General features: G+C 72.4%; 19 protein-coding genes. 7 read left to right on the top strand and 12 right to left on the bottom strand.

What is annotated here, in order from left to right:
* The first annotated feature begins 52 nt into the window (after positions 1-52).
* Genes AR3_RS20135 through AR3_RS20125 form a run of 3 tightly spaced genes read left to right on the top strand, consistent with a single transcriptional unit; the run spans position 53 to position 1350 of the window.
* Positions 53-424 (top strand): phage holin family protein, encoded by a 372-nt coding sequence (locus AR3_RS20135; RefSeq protein WP_067915788.1) that lies wholly within the window; start codon positions 53-55, stop codon positions 422-424.
* Entirely contained in the window at positions 414-881 is a 468-nt protein-coding gene (locus tag AR3_RS20130; protein ID WP_217998664.1) for an ATP-binding protein, read from the top strand. Before AR3_RS20135 ends, AR3_RS20130 begins: the two co-directional genes overlap by 11 nt.
* 40 nt (positions 882-921) lie before the next feature.
* Positions 922-1350 carry an SRPBCC family protein gene (locus AR3_RS20125; protein WP_067915787.1) on the top strand — a complete coding sequence of 143 codons (429 nt, stop codon included), beginning with the start codon at positions 922-924 and terminating at the stop codon, positions 1348-1350.
* 69 nt (positions 1351-1419) lie between these two features.
* Here the strand turns inward: AR3_RS20125 and AR3_RS20120 are convergent, their stop codons facing one another.
* The 7 genes from AR3_RS20120 to AR3_RS20090 form a co-directional block, all read right to left on the bottom strand.
* Entirely contained in the window at positions 1420-2367 is a 948-nt protein-coding gene (locus AR3_RS20120; RefSeq protein WP_067915786.1) for a LamG-like jellyroll fold domain-containing protein, read from the bottom strand.
* Between the two features lie 133 nt (positions 2368-2500).
* Positions 2501-4615, bottom strand: a complete 2115-nt coding sequence (locus tag AR3_RS20115; RefSeq protein ID WP_106258502.1) for a PQQ-dependent sugar dehydrogenase — start codon at positions 4613-4615, stop codon at positions 2501-2503.
* Positions 4616-4708: 93 nt separating this feature from the next.
* Positions 4709-5926 (bottom strand): SLC5/6 family protein, encoded by a 1218-nt coding sequence (locus tag AR3_RS20110; RefSeq protein ID WP_146150232.1) that lies wholly within the window; start codon positions 5924-5926, stop codon positions 4709-4711.
* Between the two features lie 15 nt (positions 5927-5941).
* The gene (locus AR3_RS20105) at positions 5942-6415 is read right to left on the bottom strand and encodes a hypothetical protein (RefSeq protein ID WP_227023074.1); all 474 of its coding nucleotides are present in this window, start codon (positions 6413-6415) and stop codon (positions 5942-5944) included.
* A 282-nt stretch (positions 6416-6697) separates the two neighbouring features.
* Complete coding sequence (locus AR3_RS20100) at positions 6698-7516, bottom strand: ABC transporter ATP-binding protein (protein ID WP_067915805.1); 819 nt, start codon at positions 7514-7516, stop codon at positions 6698-6700.
* Positions 7517-7791: 275 nt separating this feature from the next.
* Positions 7792-8811, bottom strand: a complete 1020-nt coding sequence (locus AR3_RS20095; protein ID WP_106258500.1) for an ABC transporter substrate-binding protein — start codon at positions 8809-8811, stop codon at positions 7792-7794.
* A gap of 94 nt (positions 8812-8905) precedes the next feature.
* Complete coding sequence (locus AR3_RS20090; protein WP_067915804.1) at positions 8906-9802, bottom strand: ABC transporter permease; 897 nt, start codon at positions 9800-9802, stop codon at positions 8906-8908.
* Between the two features lie 183 nt (positions 9803-9985).
* Between AR3_RS20090 and AR3_RS20085 the strand changes: the two genes are divergently transcribed.
* Positions 9986-11059 carry a LacI family DNA-binding transcriptional regulator gene (locus tag AR3_RS20085; protein ID WP_390099231.1) on the top strand — a complete coding sequence of 358 codons (1074 nt, stop codon included), beginning with the start codon at positions 9986-9988 and terminating at the stop codon, positions 11057-11059.
* Positions 11060-11093: 34 nt separating this feature from the next.
* Here the strand turns inward: AR3_RS20085 and AR3_RS20080 are convergent, their stop codons facing one another.
* Positions 11094-11684: a TetR/AcrR family transcriptional regulator gene (locus tag AR3_RS20080; protein ID WP_067915781.1), complete on the bottom strand. Its 591-nt coding sequence runs from the start codon at positions 11682-11684 to the stop codon at positions 11094-11096.
* Between the two features lie 67 nt (positions 11685-11751).
* Between AR3_RS20080 and AR3_RS20075 the strand changes: the two genes are divergently transcribed.
* Positions 11752-12561 carry a class I SAM-dependent methyltransferase gene (locus tag AR3_RS20075; RefSeq protein ID WP_083951705.1) on the top strand — a complete coding sequence of 270 codons (810 nt, stop codon included), beginning with the start codon at positions 11752-11754 and terminating at the stop codon, positions 12559-12561.
* A gap of 485 nt (positions 12562-13046) precedes the next feature.
* On the opposite strand, the gene AR3_RS20070 is transcribed toward AR3_RS20075, so the two are convergent.
* The 4 genes from AR3_RS20070 to AR3_RS20055 all read right to left on the bottom strand — a co-directional run bounded on the left by AR3_RS20070 (position 13047) and on the right by AR3_RS20055 (position 17830).
* The gene (locus AR3_RS20070) at positions 13047-13478 is read right to left on the bottom strand and encodes a PPOX class F420-dependent oxidoreductase (protein ID WP_067915779.1); all 432 of its coding nucleotides are present in this window, start codon (positions 13476-13478) and stop codon (positions 13047-13049) included.
* Positions 13479-13531: 53 nt separating this feature from the next.
* Positions 13532-14101 carry a TetR/AcrR family transcriptional regulator gene (locus AR3_RS20065; protein WP_067915778.1) on the bottom strand — a complete coding sequence of 190 codons (570 nt, stop codon included), beginning with the start codon at positions 14099-14101 and terminating at the stop codon, positions 13532-13534.
* A gap of 1415 nt (positions 14102-15516) precedes the next feature.
* Positions 15517-17043 (bottom strand): glycerol kinase GlpK, encoded by a 1527-nt coding sequence (gene glpK / locus AR3_RS20060; RefSeq protein ID WP_067915777.1) that lies wholly within the window; start codon positions 17041-17043, stop codon positions 15517-15519.
* A 19-nt stretch (positions 17044-17062) separates the two neighbouring features.
* A complete protein-coding gene (locus AR3_RS20055; RefSeq protein ID WP_067915776.1) occupies positions 17063-17830 on the bottom strand; it encodes an IclR family transcriptional regulator in 768 nt (255 codons plus the stop codon).
* Positions 17831-18154: 324 nt separating this feature from the next.
* On the opposite strand from AR3_RS20055, the gene AR3_RS20050 reads away from it, so the two are divergent.
* Together AR3_RS20050 and AR3_RS20045 are read left to right on the top strand one after the other, a co-directional pair.
* Positions 18155-18982, top strand: coding sequence for an MIP/aquaporin family protein (locus AR3_RS20050; protein WP_067915775.1), 828 nt, complete (start codon positions 18155-18157; stop codon positions 18980-18982).
* Between the two features lie 30 nt (positions 18983-19012).
* A partial coding sequence (locus AR3_RS20045; protein ID WP_245637908.1) for an FGGY family carbohydrate kinase occupies positions 19013-19483 on the top strand: 471 nt, incomplete at its 3' end.

The following is a 19483-nucleotide window of genomic DNA, read 5'->3' as shown; positions in this document are numbered from 1 at the left end:
GGTAAGCGCGCGTTAAGGCGCTTAAAGCCATGTGAGTGGGTAGGGGAGGGGCATGGTAAAGCAGGCCTCGCCCGAGGTGCTCGAACGGAGCATGGAGATGACGCGGGACGTGGCCGAGGCGGCGCAGCGGGAGATCTGGGAAAAGGCTCAGCGGCGTCTCCCCGCGGTGCAGATGGGCATGGTCGCGGGGACGCTCGGCGCGCTCGCGACGGCCGCGTCGTATCGGCTGACACTGCTCCTGTTGGAGAAGAAGCTGCCGCCCGAGGCCGCCGCGGCGGTGGCGGCGGCCGCGTACGGCGGCGGTGCGGGATGCGCGGCGATGCTGGCGGCGCGGCGTTGGCGGGGGCACCCGGTGCCGCTGCCGACCGAGACCGCGCGCCGGGTCGCCGAGGTCCTCGCGGATGCGGCGGGCGGTGAGGACTAGCCGCACGTCCCGGCCGGAGGTCGTCGTCATGGTCGGGGTGCAGGGGGCCGGCAAGACGACGTGGGTGGCCGAGCATTTGCAGCGCACGCATGCGGTGGTGAGCAAGGACCACTGGCCCAACGCGCGCAGGCGCGAGGCACGCCAGAGGCGAGTGCTGGACGAGTTGCTGCGGGAAGGGCGGGACGTCGTCGTCGACAACACCAACGCCTCGCCGCGGGAGCGGGCGTCGATCATCGAGGTCGCCCGTCGGCATGGGGCGAGGCTGCGGGCGGTGTTCTTGGACGTGCCGCTGGACGTGTGCCTGGAACGCAACGCCGCCAGGACGGGAAGAGCCCGGGTGCCCACCGTGGGCGTGCTCGACGCGTGGAAGCGCCTCGTGCCGCCGACGGCGGAGGAGGGGTTCGACCGCGTGGACGTGATCCGGATGGACGCGGTTAGGGCGGCTTTGTCTGGGTAACCGAGAGGGCTCAGGAGGACGAGACCCGGGAGTGAGGGCCATGGAGTACGAGGCCAGCCGGACGATGCCGGCCGACAGCCGGGTGGTGTTCGACATCGCGGCCGACACCCAGACGATGCACCGCTGGCTGCCCGGCGAGATCGACGTGCACGAAACCGCCCCGGGCGTCGCCGAGGCCGCGGACCGCGCCCACGGCGTCGAGCGGGAGGGCGTCATGCACAGCTCGCCCGAGCGGCACCGGCTGGAGTGGGGCAGCCGGGGGACGCCCGACTACGCGGGCTGGCTGCAGGTCACGGACCACGACGGAGGGACGAGCGAGGTCGTGGTGCACCTGTCGTTCCTCGGGGACCAGCCGGAGGCGAAGGGCGCGTCGCAGGCCGAAGAGCACGCCGAACACGAGCTGCGGCGCTCTCTCGACCGCCTCGCGGACGAGGTCGCCCGACGCACGTCCCAGCCGGGCGGCGGGTGAATCCAGGGCGCATGGAACCGGCCCGGGCGGCGGTTCCACTCCGTCGGCCGGGCCGGACGCCGTTCGCCGTCACCTGGCGAGGCGGCGGTACTGCCGTTGGATCTCCCATGCGGTCAGCGGGCGGTTGAACAGCATCACGCTGTCGATGCGGCAGTTGCAGGGGTTCTGCTCCCGCGTGTTCTGTGGGAAGCTGCCGCCGATCTTGATGCCGCGCGGGTCGGTCGCGCTGGTGCGGTGCGGTCCGGGGGTGCCCTCGAGGTCCCACGGGTCGTCGTCGCGGGTGTAGAAGCCGGGCAGCGGCCTGCCGTTCTTGTACAGGGCCATGGCGCCGGTGTCGAAGTCGAAGGTCGCGGCCAGGAACACCCAGGTGTCGGGCGGCAGGATCTTCTGCCAGTCCTCGCTCGCGGCGAACGTCTGGGAGTCGCCGCCGTCGATGCGGCGGCCGAGGGCGACGACGCGCTGCGTGCCCTGCACGTCGATGATCTCCAGTAGTGCGCGCACGTCGTGGCCGTTGGAATCGCCGCTGAGCACGCCCGCCAGCCCCGTCGCGTTGTACCTGTCGTCCGGATCGGCGGTGTTGGAGTTGGGGCTCGGGTTGACGCCGGTCATCTTGAACCAGCCCATGACGGTGGCGCCGCGCGCGGCGTTGAACGCGCGCAACGTCGGCACGCCGGACTCGGAGTAGACGCCGGCCTTCCAGTCGTCGTTGCCCGCGACCTGCGGGTTCACCTGCTTCACCTGGATCGAGCCGCGGCTGCCGCGGTGGGCGCCGTCCGGCACCCGCATGGCCGCGCCGCCGTTCACCAGGTCGATGTCGGTGCCGGACGGGCCGAGGTCGCGTTCGCGCGCGGGCGCGCCTTCGACGGGATGTTCGAAGTCCCAGTAGGCGACCAGGCTGTGCCTGAGCGCGGGGAACACGTCCGGCCTGCCCTTGTGCGGAGCCGCCTGGGCCTGGGCCGGGACCGCGGCGAGCGCGCCGCCGAGCAGCGCCGCCGCCGCGACACGGCGAACGATCATCGTCATCTCCTTGAACGGGGGAGGTCTGTGCGGGACGGAGGAGGCGGCTCCGGGCGGGCGGCGGGAGGCGTCCTGCCCGCCCGGAGCCGTCGCACGGCCGCCGGAGCGCATCAGCGGCGTGCGTTCCTCCCGGTCAGCCCCGGGTCGCGGTGACGGTGAGGTCGCGGAGGCGTCCGACGTTGTCGAACGACCCGAAGCCCACGCGGCCCGAGCGGAACGTGGTGTCGACGGCGGTCATCAGCGGGCGGCGCGAGCCGTCCACGTAGACGGCGATCTCGCCGGTGTCCGCGCAGTGCTTGACGCGCACGTCGTGCCACGCCTCGTCGGTGACGGCGGGCGGGGCGCCGTGCGGGACGAGCCGGTCGCCGTTCCACTGCTGGTCGATGCGCTGCCGGTCCGCGTCGTTCACCACGAAGATCCCGTTGTGCGGGTAGATGGTGTTGTCGCTGGACAGATGCGCGTAGTAGAAGCGGGTGTCGGACCGGTGGCCGAAGACGATGATCACGTCGCGGTCGCCGACCGACACCGGGGTGTCCAGCCGCACCTGGGCGGTGATGTCGGCGGAGCCGAGCACCGGGCCCTTGGTCAGCACGGCGTACTCGAACGGGCGGCGCGGGCCGGGACGCTCGACGCCCGCCTCGGCCAGCACGACCTCGCGGCCGGTGAACCGCCACTTGGACGGGGTGACCGGCGCCCAGTCCTTGGCGGACGTGGCGTGGCTGATGCGGATCGGCGCGGTGCGGCAGTCGGCGAACGTCTTGGTGCCGACGACCTTCCAGATCTTGCCGTTGGCCTTGGCGATCAGGTACGGCTCGCCCTGGGCGTCCCTGCCGAACCGCGCGTCCACGCGGGCGTCGCCGGCGAGCTGCTGCAGGGTGACGGGGTTGCCCTTGGTGTCGTACGCGGCCATCGAGTAGAGCGGCGCGCGCTTCTTGCCGGTGGGGTCGCGCCGCATCTCCCGCTCCTCGGCGTACAGGAGCCGGCCGTTGACGATGTCGGTGATCAGCAGCTTGCCGCGCAGCGCGGGCAGGCGCGCGCCGCGGTAGACGTAGCCGAGGGAGATGGCGTTGCCGCTGTCGGCCGTGCAGGACAGGTTCGGCGGACGGTCGTGGTCGTAGGCCGCGACCGGGTAGGTGTAGCCGTACTCGGCGTCGTCGGCGGGCAGGGGGTACAGGTAGCAGCGGTCGTTCTTGTCGAACCGGAACGCGCCCTCCCGCTCGCTCCAGCCGTAGTTGTCGCCCGGGCGCACGTCGTAGACCGCCTCGATGGCGTGCTCGCCGATGTGGCCGAGGAACATGCGCTTGGAGCCGCCGGTGTCCCAGCTGAACCGGTGCGGGTCGCGCATGCCGTTGGCGTAGATCTCCTGGACGACGCCCTCGCGGCCGGCGTACGGGTTGTCGGCGGGGATGCCGTACTTGCCGTTGGCGCTGTCGCGGCCGGCCGGGTCGATCCTGAGGATCTTGCCCTGCGGGACGGCGAGGTTCTGCGGGTCGCCGCCGTTGTCGCCGACGTTGCCGTTGCCGCCGTCGCCGACCGCCAGGTAGAGCTTGCCGTAGTCGGGGTCGCCGGGCCGGGCGTTGGGGTTGAAGTCGATCTGCTGGATGCCGTGGATGCGTCCGGAGAACCCGATGCGCAGCAGCTCGCGGTGGGTGCCGCGGAAGGTCTGCGCGGACGGGTCGGCGGCCGTCCACTCGGTGACGACGCCGTGGTAGGCGGTGTTCGGCTGCGGCGTCAGGTCGGGCTTCTTGGTCTTCAGCGCGTCGCCCGACTCGACGTGGACGGTGTAGAACTTGCCGTTGCGCTTGAAGTCGGGGTGGAAGGTGACGAAACCGAAGCCCTGGCCGAGGCCCTGGGCGGAGAAGAAGTCGGGGAACTGGGCCTTGACGTCCAGGTAGACGTGGTGGCGGTAGGTCTTCTTGTCCAGGAAGTACAGGTTGCCGTTCAGGTCCGGGACGTAGAGGCGGCCCGAGCGGTCGGGCACCTCGCCGACGTAGTTGATGCGGTTGTGCCGCCGCAGCCGCGGGTCGGTGACCATGTCGGGCGGGGTCGGTGTCGACGCGGGCAGCTGGGCGACCTCTTTGAGCACGAGGCCGAGGCCGGACGGGGTGGGGTCTTCGGGGACGGGGTCGAGGATCGGTTCGTCCGCCCGCGCCTGTGGAGGCGCCGCCAGCAGGGCGGCCGCCAGCGAGGCGAAGAGCGCCGTGATGAAGGCGACCAGTGTCGGAGGTGACCAGCGGATTCGTGTCATTCCGGCCATCCTGGAGGGTGAGAGAGCGGAAAGCGCTTTCAGTAAGCGCTTTCTTGACCGTAGAAGGGGAGTCGGGGGCCGTCAAGAACCGCTTCACGGTTCGGTCCGCGACCGAATTCGGACACAGTGGTGCAGTAAGGTCAGCGCGGCCGAAACCAGGAGTCCGGCGGGGGCCGCCGCCGAGACGCCGGCGAGCGTGAGCGCCAGCGCGGTGCCCGCCGCGGGCGCCCACAGCAGGGTCGGGACGGGCCGCGGCGTCCGGCCCCGCCGTCGCCGCGCCGCCTCGGCCGCCATCGGCGGCACGAGCGCCGGCAGCGCGGCCGCCAGCAGCGTCAGCCAGTCCAGCAGCATCCGGTCCACCCGCAGCGCCGCCAGCACGGCGCCCGGCACCGCGATCGCCAGCACGGCCCACGCCCGCGGCAGCGGCGGGGCGAACCGGCGCACGGCGAACACCCCCGAGTGCACCGCCGCCAGCGTCGGCGCGATCACCGACGCGGCCACGAACAGGTTCGCCACCGGCAGCCCCCGCGGCCCGGCCAGCACCGCGACCACGTCGGTCGAGCCGCTGGAGGCGGCCAGCCCCGCGCCGACCACCGACGCCGCCAGCGCCGGCACGACCAGCAGGCCGACGCACCACGCCAGGTCGCGCCGGTCGCGCAGGCCCACCGTGAAATCGGGCGCGCGCACCGCGAACACCGACACGTACCCGACGTAGCCCGCGAGGTCGGCCGCCAGCGTGACCGGCGGCCCCGCTCGCGACCACACCACCGGCGGCTCCGGCGGCGCCAGCCGCACCGCCACGATCGCCACCAGCGCGATCGCGGTGAGCGTCGTCGCCACCGCGACCGCGTTCCACCGGCCGCCGCCCGCCAGCAGCACCGCCACCAGCGGCAGCGTCAGCAGCGCCACGCCGACCGGGTCGGCCAGCCCGGTCAGCGCGCCCACCGCCGCGCCGCCCAGGCCCACGTTGAACCCGAACCAGCCGACCATCGCCGCCGCGAGCAGCACGGTGAACACCCGCTCCGCCGGGCCGGGCAGGTAGCGCGGCATCAGCGCGGCCACGGCGGAGCCCTCGCCGCGCGGCGGCAGCAGCCCGAGCCGTCCCTGCGCCGCCAGCAGCGCCGCCATCACCGCGCCGCCCGCCGCCAGCACCAGGACGGGCAGGACGCCGTCGTGCCGCCCGCCGACCTGCGCGCCGAGCACCAGGGCCCCCGGCGCCGTGCCGATGCCCAGCCATGCCCCGGCCGCGCTCCGCCACGTCCGCGCCGGGGCGCCGGCGTTTTCCGCGGCGGGCCCGGACCGGTCCGACATGCGCGCCATCGGCGGTCAGCGACTCAGCTCGGGGACGACGAGGCGGCGCCCCTCGCGCCAGGCCCGCATGCCTAGTTCAGCGAGTCGGACGCCGCGCGCACCGGCGTGGAAGTCCCAGGGGAACGGCGCGTCCTCGGCCACATGCCGCAGGAACATCTCCCACTGCACCTTGTCCGCGGCCAGCGGCTTTTCGGTGTGGACGTGCTCGCCCGCCGCGACCGCGGCCCGGATCGCCGCCGCCCGCGCCGAGGTCGCCTGCGCGTCGAAGCAGACCTCGACGCCGGAGCGTTCCAGCGCGGCGGCCAGGTCGGTCGTCCACGCGGTCGGCCCGTGCCGCTCGGCCGGCGCGCGGACCTCGCCGGCGTCGCGGCCGACCGGCACCGGCTCCGGCCACGGCGTCGTGCCGTCGGCCGGCCGCAGCCCGCCCTGCCCGCGGATCGCCAGGATCGAGCGCAGCAGATGCCGGCGGTGGCCAATCCGGCCGGTCACGCCGTTCAAGACGATTCCGAGGGACCTGCGTGCCATCGCGTTCCCTTCCCGCCCCCGCCGGGTCGACGCCGGCGGGCGGCTGTGCTGATTCGCCTGAGCCTTCCCGCTCCGGCGATGCGCGGACATGGCGGCGAGCGCACCCGACCACGGCACGACCGCGCCGCGGAGTCGCCTCGCGCGGGTCCGCGGCGAGGCCCGGTCGGCGCGCTCGCGTCCGGACCTGTGCCGCCGCGGAAGCTCGGTCGGCCGGGCGGCCGGGCGGGGCGCCCCGCTCACATCCGGTCAGTCGGCGGCCGCACCCGCGCCGAGCAGCTCGCGGATACGGGCGGTGACCCGCGCGAACTCCGGATCGGCCACGGTGGTGGCGTAGTCGCGCTCCGGCGGCAGGTTCACGTCGATGACCTCGGCGATCCGACCCGGCCGGGACGTCATCACCACCACCCGGTTCGCCAGGTACGCCGCCTCGGCGACCGAGTGCGTCACCAGCAGGACCGTGGTGCGGGTCTCCCGCCAGATGCGGTTCAGCTCGACGTTGAGCTGCTCGCGGGTGAGCGCGTCCAGCGCCCCGAACGGCTCGTCCATCAGCAGCACCGGCGGCTCGTGCAGCAGCGCCCGGCACAGCGCCACGCGCTGCTGCATGCCGCCGGACAGCTCGTGCGGGTAGGCGTCCTCGAAGCCGGTCAGGCCGGTCATCTCCATCAGCTCGGCGGTGCGGCGCCTGGCCTGCTCGGCCGGCATCTTGCGCATCTCCGCCTGCAGCAGGATGTTGCGCTTGGCCGACCGCCACTCCAGCAGCGCCGCCCGCTGGAACACGAACCCGATGTCGTGCCGCGGCCCGGTCACCGTCTCGCCGTGCAGCCGCACCGTGCCCGACGACGGTTTCAGCAGCCCCGACACCAGCTTCAGCAGCGTCGACTTGCCGCAGCCCGACGGCCCGACGATCGCCACGAACTCGCCGACCGGCACGTCCAGCGAGACCTCGGCCAGCGCCGTGACGTCGCGCTTGCGCGTCCGGAAACGCACGGCCACACCGTCGAGCTCCACGGCGTGCTCGGACGCGCCGCCCCGCGCCCGGTCGGCCGCCGTCTCCGCCTTGCTCATGATCCTCATCGCTGCTCGTCCCGTCGCTCGGTCCAGGCGCCACCGCGCCCATGCGGCTCGCTCATGTGTGTTCCCCGCTCGCCCGCGGGACGCCGTGTGGACGCCGTCTTCCCTTCTCGCTCCTTGGTCGCTCGTCGGTGCAGACGGCGCTACGTCCTTCCGGCTTGTTCATGGCTGTTCCCTGCTCGCCTGCGGGACGCTGTGAAGGCGTCGTCCTTTCTTCCCGCTTTTTGGTCGCTCGTCGGCGCGGGCGGCGCCGCGTCCCCTCGGCTCGCTCATTGCGGTGCGACGTCGGCCTGCCAGTACGCCGACGGCGGCTGGGCCTTGCTGATGACACCGGTCTGGTGGAAGACGTCGATGGTCTGCTTCCAGTCGGCCTCGGTGTTGACGCCGGGCGCCTTGCCCTGCGTGCTGGGCGTGTGCAGCAGTGTCAGCGTCGTCTTGAACTGCTCGGTCAGCACCGACATCGGCGGCAGCTGTTCGGAGGCGCCCTCCATGGCCGCCACCGCGCCCGCCTGGTCGGCCTGCGCCGCCGTCCACGCCTCGCTGGTCGCCGCGACCATCTTCTTCACCAGGTCCCGGTCGCTCTTCAGCTTCCGCTCGCCGACCAGCAGGCCGTTGGAGTAGAAGTTCAGCCCGAAGTCGGAGTAGCGCAGGTACGACACCGGCTTGCCCGCCCGGTTCTGCATGGTCGGGCCCTGGTCGCTGGCGTAGCCGAGCAGCCCGTCGGCCTGCCCGGAGATCACCGCGGACATCTTGCCCGCCGGGTCGGTGTTCTGGATGCGCACGTCGCTCTCGCTCAGCCCGTTCTTCTTCAGGAACGCCGGGAACGTGCGCGACAGCGCGTCGCCCGCGGTGCCCGCGATGCGCTTGCCCTTCAGGTCGGCGGGCGTCTTGATGCCGGCCGAAGCGAACGACTGCACCGACGCCGGGGTGGTCTGCAGGAACACGCCGATGCTCTTGACCGGCATGCCCTTGTCCACCGCCGCGAGCAGCGCCGGGGTGTCGGCCCAGCCGAAGTCGGTCTGGCCCGCGCCGGTGGCCTGCACGGTCTTCTGCGAGCCCTGCCCCGCGTTGATGGTCAGGTCGATGCCGTGCTTTTCGTAGATGCCCTTCTTCTTTCCGTAGTAGAACGGCGCGTGCTCGCCGTACGGGTACCAGTTGAGGGTCAGGGTGACCTTCTTCAGCTTCTTGCCCGAGGCACTGGTGGTCTCCTCCGAGCCACCACCGCCGCAGGCGGTCAGCGCCAGCACGGGGACCAGGGTGGCGGCCGCCAGGGTGCCGAGTCGTCTCATTCTTCCGGCCTCCGAGGATGGGGGTGGGTCACGCCGCGAGGGGGCAGAGCGGGGTTGCGGCGGCATGGGAGTGAGAAGGCGGACCGGGGTCCGCTCAGTAGGTGGTGGTCACGGCGTCGCCGCGGCGGCTGGCGTGCCAGGGCAGCACCAGCCGTTCGGCCAGCTCGATCAACACGAACAGCACGACGCCCAGCGCCGACATCACCAGCAGCGCGGCGAACAGCATCGGGGTGTCCAGGTTCCCGTTGGCCTGCTGGATCACGTAGCCCAAGCCTTCGTTGGCGCCGACGAACTCGCCCACCACGGCGCCGGTGACGGCCAGGGTCACCGCCACCTTCAGGCCGGAGAACAGGTGCGGCAGCGAGGCCGGGAACCGGATCTTGGCGAAGGTCTGCCACGGCCCGGCCCCCATGGTGGCCGACAGCTGCAGCATCTCCGGGTCCACCGACTTCAGCCCGGTGACCATGGCGATGACCACCGGGAAGAAGGCGATGAGCACCGCGACGAAGATCTTGGGCGTCACCCCGAAGCCCAGCCACACCACGAACAGCGGGGCGACGGCGATCTTCGGGATGACCTGCGCGAACAGCAGGATCGGGTAGAGCGTGCGCTCGATCGTGGCGGAGTACACCATCACTACTGCCGCGGCGATCCCGATCACGGCGGCCAGCAGGAACCCGACCACCGTCTCGTACGTGGTGACCCAGCTGTGGTGCCAGATGTAGCCCCACTTCTCGACCATCAGGTCCAGCGTGGCCCCGGGGGAGGGCACCAGGTAGGGCTCCACCAGTTTCGCCGCGGTGATCGCCCACCAGGCGGCCACGCAGGCGAGCAGCATCGCCACCGGCCGCCAGGACCGCTCCAGGCCCTCCCGGACCCGTTCGCCCAGCGGCGGGCGACCGCGTTCGACGACCGCCGCGTCCGGCGACTGCTCGGCCGCGGGCGTCGAGGACGCCGCCCCGGACGTCGACGTCGTGCCCTGGCTCACCATCGGGGCCACCTCCGTGGTCGACACTGGAAAGCGATTTCAGAAAGCGCTTTCTGCTGTACCGTAAGAACGACGGACCGCGCGGTCAAGAGCCGAATCGCGAACCGGCCGCGCGATCGGGCGACCGAGAGGGCGGCGATGGGCGATCGGGCGGCATCGGGACGTTCGCATGTGACCCTGCGGGACGTGGCGCGGCGCGCGGACGTCTCACTGGCCACCGCGTCCCGCGTGCTCAACGGCGCCGCGCAGGTCCGCGCCGATCTGCGCGAGCGGGTGCTGGCCGCGGCCGCCGAGCTGGCGTACACGCCCAACGCGCACGCCCAGGCCCTGGCCAGCGCGTCCAGCAAGGCCATCGGCGTCATCTGCCACGACGTCAGCGACCCCTACTTCGCCGCGATCTCCCGCGGCGTGATGCGCACCGCCGCCGAGCACGGCCTGCTCGTCATGCTGGCCAGCACGTTCCGCGATCCGGACCGCGAGATCGAGTACGTGGCGATGCTGCGCGCCCAGCGCGCCCGCGCCATCCTGCTCATCGGCTCCGGTTTCGAGGACCGCGCCTGGGAACGCGCCATGGCCGCGGAACTGGACCCCTACGTGCGCGCCGGCGGCCGCGTCGCGGTGGTCAGCCGCCACCGCAGCCTGCGCGTCGACACCGTCCTGCCGCAGAACCGCGAGGGCGCCGCCGCGCTGGCCCGCGCCCTGCTCGACCTCGGCCACCGCGACTTCGCCGTGCTGACCGGCCCGCGCACCCTGACCACCGTCGCCGACCGGCTCGCCGGCTTCACCGGCGCGCTCGCCGACGCCGGCCTGCGCCCCCGCGTGGTGGAGGGCGGCTTCACCCGCGACGGCGGATACGCCGCCGCCACCGAACTGCTGCGCAGCGGCCCCCGTCCCACCTGCGTGTTCGCGGTGACCGACGTCATGGCGATCGGCGCGCTGGCCGCGTTCCGCGACCACGGCGTCGACGTGCCCGGCGAGGTGTCGCTGGCGGGGTTCGACGACATCCCGATCGTCGCCGACCTCATCCCGCCGCTCACCACCGTCGCCCTCCCGCTGGACGAGATGGGAGAACGCGCCCTGCGCCTGGCCCTCAGGGAGCCCCGCGCCAGCCGCAGCCGCATCGAACGCATCGCGGGAAAGGTGGTCCTGCGCGCCAGCACCGCCCCGCCGCCCTCCGCCGCCCGTTCCCGCGACGTCTCCGGTCCGCGGCGAGCCGCGGTCCCCAACGGCGCCGCGCCGTCCGGCCGTCCACCCGCGTGAGCTGCGGGCGCGGTCGTCCGGGACGGCGGGCCGTTCAGGCGCGGACGACCCCGCCGATGACCGTGTTCACCACCTTGCGGAAGGCCTCCGCCTCCGGAGGGGTGCTGTCGCGGTCGGCGTACAGCAGATGCGCCGTCCCGATCAGCGTGTACGCGAGCGTCTCGACGTCGGCGTCGGCCGCGATGCGGCCCAGGTCCCGTTCGGCGGCGAGGTAGGAGGCGATCATGATGGCGGCGTCCGTCAGGACCGGGACGCCGGCCGGCCAGTCCTTGCGCAGGCGGGCGCGCAGACCGTCCCGGTAGGTGACGAGGGGGACGATCGCCACGGCGACCGACCCGAACAGGGCGGTGAGAGCGTCGGTGAGGTTGCCCGCGATGGTGCCGGTCCCGGCGGCGTCGCCCAGGGCGGCGGCCTGGGCGTCCATCCGGTGGACGCGGTCCAGCACGAACTCGGCGAGGAACGCGTCGAAGTCGGCGAAGTGCCGGTGCAGGACGCCCTTGGCGACGCCCGCCTCGGTGGTGACCGCCCGGCTGGTCAGCGCGCTCGGCCCGTCCCGGAGCAGGACGCGCTCGGCGGCGTCGAACAGCTGCTCGCGCACATCCCGGATGGCTACGCCCGTTGGCACGATGCTCCCTCCCCGGACGACCTTACCCGGAGTGGACGAGTGGGCACGTGCCCACTAGAGTGGGCGCATGCCCACTAGCACTTCTCGGCAGGAGCCTCATCGCGCCCGGCAGATGGCCGAGTCGTTCGGCGTGGACGCCGAGCGCTACGACCGGACCCGCCCCGCCTACCCCGACGCGCTCGTCCGGCGGATCGTCGCCGCCGCCCCCGGCCCCGACGTCCTCGACGTCGGCTGCGGCACCGGCACCGCGGCCCGGCAGTTCCAGCAGGCCGGCTGCCGCGTCCTCGGCGTCGAACCCGACGCGCGCATGGCCGACGTCGCGCGGCGCACCGGCGTCGACGTCGAGGTGGCGACCTTCGAAGCCTGGGACCCGGCCGGCCGGACGTTCGACGCGGTCGTCGCCGGGACGGCCTGGCACTGGGTGGACCCCGTCGTGGGAGCGGCCAAGGCCGCGCAGGTCCTGCGGCCCGGCGGCCTGCTGGCGGCGTTCTGGCACGTCTTCCGGCTTCCGCCGGAGGTGGCGGACGCCTTCGCCGCGGTCTATCGGCGGCTGGTGCCCGACTCGCCGGTCGACGTCGAGGCGCAGAAGGCCCCCCTGGACAGGTACGAGCCGATGTTCGCCAAGGCCGCCGACCAGATCCGACAGGCGGACGGGTTCGGCGACCCGGAGCGATGGCGATACGAGTGGGAGAAGCCCTACACCCGGGACGAGTGGCTCGATCAACTGCCCACGTCCGGGATCCTCACCCGGCTTCCGCAGGACCAGCTCACGGAGATACTCGACACCGTCGGAGCGGCCATCGACACGCTGGGCGGCGGCTTCACGATGTCCTACACCACGGTGGCGATCGTCGCGTGCCGGGTCCGCCCCGCCTGACCCGGCACGCGGCACGGCGCGGACCATGCCACATCGCCCCGCCCCCGCGGCAGGGAATCCGCATGGACCGGACCGGGACGCGGCACAGCACTCCACGAACGCGGCGTACCAGGAGCGGACGGTCGCCGCGTCCCCGCCGTCTGACCCGGCACGCGGACTGACACCTGCGCGGGGTCGGGGACAGAGCCGACCGGCGCGGACCATGCCTGCACCCTTCCGGCAGGTAACTCCGCGTCAACCGGGCCGGGACGAGGCCGGCGGCGATGGCCGACACGGCCTCCACGAGCGTCGTACCAGGAGCGTGCTGGGGGCCGCTTGCACGCCATCCAGGCCCAGCGCCTCGGCGACCATCGCGACCGCGAGCGGCCCCGCCAGATCGCAGCGCAGCTGGGCGTCCCGTCGTCGACCAGCCGCGCGACCTCCGAAGGCGGTGAAGCGGGCGCGGGTGTGCGCGGGCCGCAGCGGTCAGGCGTGCGGGAGCGGCGTCAGCGGATCTTGGCGCCGTACACGTGCTCGACCGTCATGGCCATCAGCACCCGGCGCTCGGACACCATCGCCGACCGGTACTCCTCCCAGTCCGGATGCTCCCCGGCGGCGCGGCGGTAGTACGTCACCAGGGCCTCGACCTCGGGACCGTACGGGTCGGTCCCCGGCCCGGTGAGCGTGGCGACGCCCTCCGCCGTGGCCCACGACCAGCCGTCCGGACTGGTGACCTCGAGCGCGGCCCGCGGATCGCGGCGCAGGTTCGCCGTCTTGGCCCGTCCCTCGGTCATCGAGACGTAGATGACGTCGGCCTCCCGGTCGTAGTACGGCATGACGGGGGAGAGCTGGGGACGGCCGTCCGACTTGATCGTCGCCAGGACGCCGAGCCGGCTCTCCGCCAGCAGCGTGCGCGGATCGAAGGATGCGGCGCTCATGTATGCGGCAAGCCCCGGCCGGACGGCTCTATTCCCGCGTCGGCTCCGGTCCGTCAGGACGCGGGCCAGTTGCGCAGCAGGGCGTCGACGGCGTCGATGATCCGCGACCAGGTCTCCTGCGTGTCGGGGGCGCTGTGGGCGAACCCGCCGCCCGCCTCCAGGCTGATGTACCCGTGGAAGACGCTGCCCAGCAGCCTGACCGCGTGGGTCTGCTCCGGCTCCGCCAGGTCGTAGCCGCGCAGGATCGCCCGGGCCATCTGGGCGTGCCGCCCGCCCGCGCTGGCGGCCGCGGCCTCCGGGGCGAGCGTGAACCGGGCCGCGGCGTAGCGTCCGGGATGCTCCCGGGCGTAGTCGCGGTAGACGTTCGCGAAGGCGGCGAGGGCGTCCTTGCCGGCCCGCCCGGCGAGGGCGTCCGCGAGCCGGTCGGCGAGCTCCTCCAGGGCGAACAGGGCGATCCTGGTCTTCAGGTCGTGCGAGCTCTTCAGGTGGGAGTACAGACTCGCGACCTTGACGTCGAACCGCCGGGCGAGCGCCGAGACGGTCACCTGGTCGAAGCCGACCTCGTCGGCCAGCTCCGCCCCCGCCCGGGTCAGACGTTCCGGGCTCAGCCCCGCACGTGCCATCCGCCTTCTCTCATCTACCGAACGTGTTCATGCGCCTGCCAAATATATGTAGGCACCACTGTCACGGCGACGACCTGACCCCGCGACGTCGAAGCGCTGCGCCGCCCCAGAAGGACGCACCTCAGCGGCGCTGCGTACGGCAGCGGACGACAGGCTGATGAGCCGAGGCGTCACAGCCTCAGGCCACCGCCCGCACTGGACCCGGCGATCCGGCCAGAGGGCCGCATGATCATCATGCCGATTCGTCGCACCCAGAGATCAGCAATGCGGTCGAATCGGCTTGCGTCGCCGCTGTACCTGCCTGTTGCCGCGCCGGCCACTCGTCGGCTGCACCGGTCACGAACTCGAACTCACCAGCTCAACCGCTACTCGCAACGCTGCCAACAGTGGCTCGGCTGGCGTCGCACACTCCCAGACCAACGCCAACGTCGGGCACCGCGAGCCCGCACGCAAGACCGCCCGATCCTCGTACCGCGCCGTGGCGCCGGAGCGGCAAGGCGTCGGCTCTGGCTCGCGCACCTGCCGTCCATGCCAGTCGGCGAGGTCGTCACGCCTCCGCGGCAGGTGACACTGTCGGGTCATCGGGCTCGTCGGGGCGGTGCTTGCTGCGTGTGGTGCCCGGGCTGGCGAGTCTGAGGCCTGGGTCTGTCGCTCGCTCGCAGTTGATCGGTGAGGGGCTCGCCGCCTGGCATGGACAGGATGGCGCGAGACCAGGCAGTGTTGCGGATGAACGCCGCTTGACGTGGTGGTTGCGGGGAGCGGGGGTGCGCTGCACCGGCGTGGTTTCCGTGGGGTGTGCTTCAGCGGCACGAGGAGCGGCTGGTCAGGGGCGGACGTCCGGCCGGTGCGGAGTCAGCGTCGTGCCGTTGAAGATCGATATTTTGCGGGCGGGGTTGCCCCGTATGCGTTCCGGTGTCGCTGGTGCGAAGGGGGTAAAGCGTTCGCGTCCACCGCGATCTCAACCTGGAGAAGACCGGCCTGTTCGGCGGGGCGGACAAAGCACCCTCCGGGGGCGCCTCCTGTGTGGGAGGCGCCCCCGGAGCGACAGAGTGGTCGGGGGTGGGAAGCCCATGCTGCACGGGCCCGGCTGAGCAACCTGGTGATCGGCCGATCAACGATCGGCGCGCTCTGCCTCGGGTGCGGGCGACGCGGACTCGGCGGGCTTGGCGCCCTGGTCGGTCCGTACGTCGACCGTGCGCTGCTTCGGCCAGGCGCTGAGCCTGGTGCGACGAGGATTCGCGAGACGGTTGCTCATGTTTGTGGTGTACCTCCCATGGAGCCGCGGGTGCGGCCGATGTTTCGGATCGTCCTTGCGGTACAACACCAGCAAGTGGACAGATCTTCTCCGATAACCCGGCCCCGACAGCAAAATGGTCTAGACCGTTATCGGCCGCCCCTACCCCGGGAGGGGAACCTTATGCCTGGTCAGTCCCTCTTTCGTCGGATTTGATCCAGTCGAACGTCCGTTCCACCGCGCGGCGCCAGTTGTCGTACTCGCTCTCGCGGCGCCGCGGGTCCATCGACGGCACCCAGCGGGCCGCGCGGTGCCAGTTGCGGCGCAGGCCCTGCAGGTCGGGCCAGTAGCCGACGGCCAGGCCGGCCGCGTAGGCGGCGCCCAGGGACACCGTCTCCACCACCATCGGGCGTTCGACGGGGACGTTCAGCACGTCCGCGACGAACTGCATGAGCAGGTTGTCGGCGGTCATGCCGCCGTCGGCCTTCAGCTCGCGCAGCCGCAGGCCCGAGTCGCGGTTCATGGCGTCCACGACCTCGCGCGTCTGCCAGCCGGTGGCCTCCAGCACCGCGCGGGCCAGATGCCCCTTGGTGATGTAGGAGGTCAGGCCGACGATGATGCCGCGCGCCTCGCTGCGCCAGTGCGGGGCGAACAGCCCGGAGAACGCCGGGACGATGTAGCAGCCGCCGTTGTCCTCGACGGTGCGGGCCAGCGTCTCGATCTCCGGCGCGGTGGAGATCAGCCCGAGCCGGTCGCGGAACCACTGCACCAGCGCGCCGGTCACCGCGATCGAGCCCTCCAGCGCGTACACCGCGGGCTCGTCCCCGATCTTGTAGCCGACGGTGGTGAGCAGCCCGTTGGCCGACCGCACGGGGGTGGTCCCCGTGTTCATCAGCAGGAACGCGCCGGTGCCGTAGGTGCACTTGGTCTCGCCGGGGGAGAAGCACGTCTGCCCGAACAGCGCGGCCTGCTGGTCCCCGAGCGCGGCGCCGATGCGCACGCCGGGGAAGATGCGCCGGGCCGTGGCGTACGTCTCGGTGGACGAGCGGATCTCCGGCAGCATCGCCCGCGGGACCCCGAAGAACGCCAGCAGGTCGTCGTCCCAGGTCAGCGTCTTGAGGTCCATGAGCAGGGTGCGGCTGGCGTTGGTCACGTCCGTGACGTGCACGCCGCCGTCGACGCCGCCGCTGAGGTTCCAGATCAGCCAGCTCTCCATGGTGCCGAACAGCACCTCGCCGCGTTCGGCGCGTTCGCGCAGGCCGGGGACGTGGTCGAGCATCCAGCGGATGCGCGGCGCGGAGAAGTAGGTGGCCAGCGGCAGGCCGCTGCGTTCGGTGACGAGCGCGGCGTCCGGCGCGCGCGACAGCTCCTCGACGAGGGCGTCGGTGCGGGTGTCCTGCCACACGACGGCGCGGCCGATCGGCGCGCCGGTCAGCCGGTCCCACAGCACGGTGGTCTCGCGCTGGTTGGCGATGCCGACGGCGGCGACCTGGTCCGGCGTCGCCCCGGCCTGCGCCAGCGCCTCCGGCGCGATGCGTTCGAGGTTGCGCCAGATCTCGACCGGGTCGTGCTCGACCCAGCCGGGCTTGGGGAAGTACTGCCGGTGCTCGCGCTGCGCGACGGCGACGAGGCGGCCGCGGTGGTCGAACAGGATGCAGCGGGTCGACGTGGTGCCCTGGTCGATGGACATCACATAGCGTTCGACCACGACTTCTCACTCCCTGCCGTCACCAACGCGATCCCCCCAGGTCGCGGGAGACCGCGCGGGCCGCGTCCCGCACGTACCCCACGAGCTTGGCGACCGGCACGCGCTGGGCGTCGCAGATGCGCTCGACCGCCCCGGACACCCCGATCGCCCCCACCACCAGGCCGCCGTGGCCGCGGATCGGCGCGGCGATCGCGGCCTCGCCGATCGACAGCTCCTCGACCTCGGCGGCCCAGCCGCGTTCGCGCACCGCGCTGAGGCTGCGGGCCAGCTGCCGGTGGTCGGTGACGGTGCGGCGGGTGAACGCCTCCAACCGGACGCCGCGGACGCAGGCGGCGGCGTTGGCGTCGTGGGCCAGCAGCGCCTTGCCGAGCGCGGTCGCGTGCAGCGGCAGCAGCGACCCGACGTCCAGCGCCTGGAGCGTGTCGTCGGGGCGGAACACGTGGTGCACGACGAGGACCTTGCCGTCCAAAAGGGTGCCGATGCGCACCGCCTCGCCGCTGCGGGCGGCCAGCGCGTCGGCCCAGTTGATGGCGCGCGAGCGCAGCTCGTTGACGTCCAGGTAGCTGGTGCCGAGGTGGAGCAGGGCCGCGCCGAGCTGGTACTTGCCGGTGGTCTTGTCCTGCTCGACGAACCCGACGCGCTCCAGGGTCCGCAGGATGCCGTGGGCGGTGCCGCGGGCCAGGCCGAGCGAATGGGCGATCTCGCCGACGCCCAGCCGTCCCGAGCTGCCGGCCAGCAGCCGCAGGATGGCCGCGGCCCGCTCGATCGACTGCACCGGTCCGGGCATGAACGCGAGATTAGTTCATTTCGCCCCGCTGTGCCGACAATGTCGACAGTGGTCGCCATCATCGCCATTTCGCGGCTATCTGCGCATTCTTGTGATCTGCCGCACAGCTGGGAGATTAACCGGACCCGGGTGCGCGGGAAAGTGTTCGACAATGTCGACACCGGTCCGTTGCCGCCTTTCGAGCGTCGTTCTAGCGTCCTCGGCAGCCGTGAGGAACGCCGTGTCCGCCCCTGGCCGGATCCGGACCGACACGGCGCGCCTCACCCGAGCGCGCGGCGGCCGTGCCCGCCGCGCGCCCCTGCCCGCCCGTCCGAGGAGGTCATCATGGCGGTACGCAGCAGGGTGCCGGGGCTCGCGGGAGAGATGGCCGCCGAGTTCGCCGGAACCATGATCCTCATCCTGTTCGGCGTCGGCGTGGTCGCGCAGGTCGCCGCGGCCGAGATCGGCGACCACGACAGCATCGCCTGGGCCTGGGGCATCGGCGTCACGCTGGGCGTGTACGTGGCGGCGCGCATCAGCGGCGGCCACCTCAACCCCGCGGTCACCGTGGCGCTGGCCGTGTTCCGCGAGCTCCCCTGGCGCAAGGTGGCGCCGTACGTGCTGGCGCAGACCGCCGGCGCGTTCGTGGCGGCGCTGATCGTCCGCTGGAACTACACCGAGGTGCTCGCCAAGGCCGACCCCGAGCACACCATCAAGACGCAGGGCGTGTTCTCCACGCTGCCGGGCAACGGCGTCCTTCCGGTGGACATGTGGGGCGGCCTGCGCGACCAGATCATCGGCACCGCGATCCTGCTGTTCGTCGTCTACGCCCTCATCGATGTCCGCAACCGGCCACCGCTGGCCAATTTGGCCCCGGTGGTGATCGGCCTGCTGGTGGTGGCGATCGGCATGGCCTGGGGGACGAACGCGGGCTACGCGATCAACCCGGCGCGCGACTTCGGGCCGCGCCTGGCCTCCTTTCTGACCGGATACGGCGAGGCGTGGCGTGATCAGAACGGCGACCTGTACTTCTGGGTTCCGATCGTGGGACCGCTGGTCGGCGGCGTGCTGGGCGCGGCGCTCTACAAGGTCCTGGTCCACCGCTTCCTGCCGCAGGAGGAGGAGAGCGCAGCGGCGTCCGCCCCAGAGCACACCCAGCACCAGCCCGCCTGACCCCGCCCGACCGACCACGGGAGAGACCACATGGCTGACTTCGTCGGAGCGATCGACCAGGGCACCACCAGCACCCGGTTCATGATCTTCGATCACGGCGGCGACGAGATCGCCCGCCACCAGCTCGAGCACGAGCAGATCCTGCCGCGCGCCGGGTGGGTGGAGCACAACCCGACCGAGATCTGGGAGCGCACCCGCGCCGTCATCGAGACCGCCCTCACCAAGGCGAACCTGCAGTACAGCGACCTGGCCGCGCTCGGCATCACCAACCAGCGCGAGACCACCGTCGTGTGGAACCGGCGCACCGGACGGCCCTACTACAACGCGATCGTCTGGCAGGACACCCGCACCGACGCCATCGCCGCCGCGCTGGAGCGCGACGGACGCGGCGACGTGATCCGCCGCAAGGCGGGGCTGCCCCCGGCCACCTACTTCTCCGGCGGCAAGATCCAGTGGATTCTGGAGAACGTCGAGGGGGTCCGCGAGGCCGCCGAGGCCGGA

The sequence above is a fragment of the Actinomadura rubrobrunea NBRC 15275 genome (genome assembly GCF_001552235.1).
Classification (GTDB): domain Bacteria; phylum Actinomycetota; class Actinomycetes; order Streptosporangiales; family Streptosporangiaceae; genus Spirillospora; species Spirillospora viridilutea.
This window is presented reverse-complemented; position numbering and strand designations above follow the sequence as displayed.

Excerpts from the sequence above, each read along its gene's own strand:
- AR3_RS20090 (WP_067915804.1), bottom strand. The coding sequence starts at position 9,802 with ATGGTGAGCCAGGGCACGACGTCGACGTCCGGGGCGGCGTCCTCGACG.
- AR3_RS20075 (WP_083951705.1), top strand. The coding sequence starts at position 11,752 with ATGCCCACTAGCACTTCTCGGCAGGAGCCTCATCGCGCCCGGCAGATG.
- AR3_RS20125 (WP_067915787.1), top strand. The coding sequence starts at position 922 with ATGGAGTACGAGGCCAGCCGGACGATGCCGGCCGACAGCCGGGTGGTG.
- AR3_RS20055 (WP_067915776.1), bottom strand. The coding sequence starts at position 17,830 with ATGCCCGGACCGGTGCAGTCGATCGAGCGGGCCGCGGCCATCCTGCGG.
- AR3_RS20095 (WP_106258500.1), bottom strand. The coding sequence starts at position 8,811 with ATGAGACGACTCGGCACCCTGGCGGCCGCCACCCTGGTCCCCGTGCTG.
- AR3_RS20070 (WP_067915779.1), bottom strand. The coding sequence starts at position 13,478 with ATGAGCGCCGCATCCTTCGATCCGCGCACGCTGCTGGCGGAGAGCCGG.
- AR3_RS20100 (WP_067915805.1), bottom strand. The coding sequence starts at position 7,516 with ATGAGCAAGGCGGAGACGGCGGCCGACCGGGCGCGGGGCGGCGCGTCC.
- AR3_RS20110 (WP_146150232.1), bottom strand. The coding sequence starts at position 5,926 with ATGTCGGACCGGTCCGGGCCCGCCGCGGAAAACGCCGGCGCCCCGGCG.
- AR3_RS20135 (WP_067915788.1), top strand. The coding sequence starts at position 53 with ATGGTAAAGCAGGCCTCGCCCGAGGTGCTCGAACGGAGCATGGAGATG.
- AR3_RS20050 (WP_067915775.1), top strand. The coding sequence starts at position 18,155 with ATGGCGGTACGCAGCAGGGTGCCGGGGCTCGCGGGAGAGATGGCCGCC.
- AR3_RS20065 (WP_067915778.1), bottom strand. The coding sequence starts at position 14,101 with ATGGCACGTGCGGGGCTGAGCCCGGAACGTCTGACCCGGGCGGGGGCG.
- AR3_RS20120 (WP_067915786.1), bottom strand. The coding sequence starts at position 2,367 with ATGATCGTTCGCCGTGTCGCGGCGGCGGCGCTGCTCGGCGGCGCGCTC.
- AR3_RS20115 (WP_106258502.1), bottom strand. The coding sequence starts at position 4,615 with ATGACACGAATCCGCTGGTCACCTCCGACACTGGTCGCCTTCATCACG.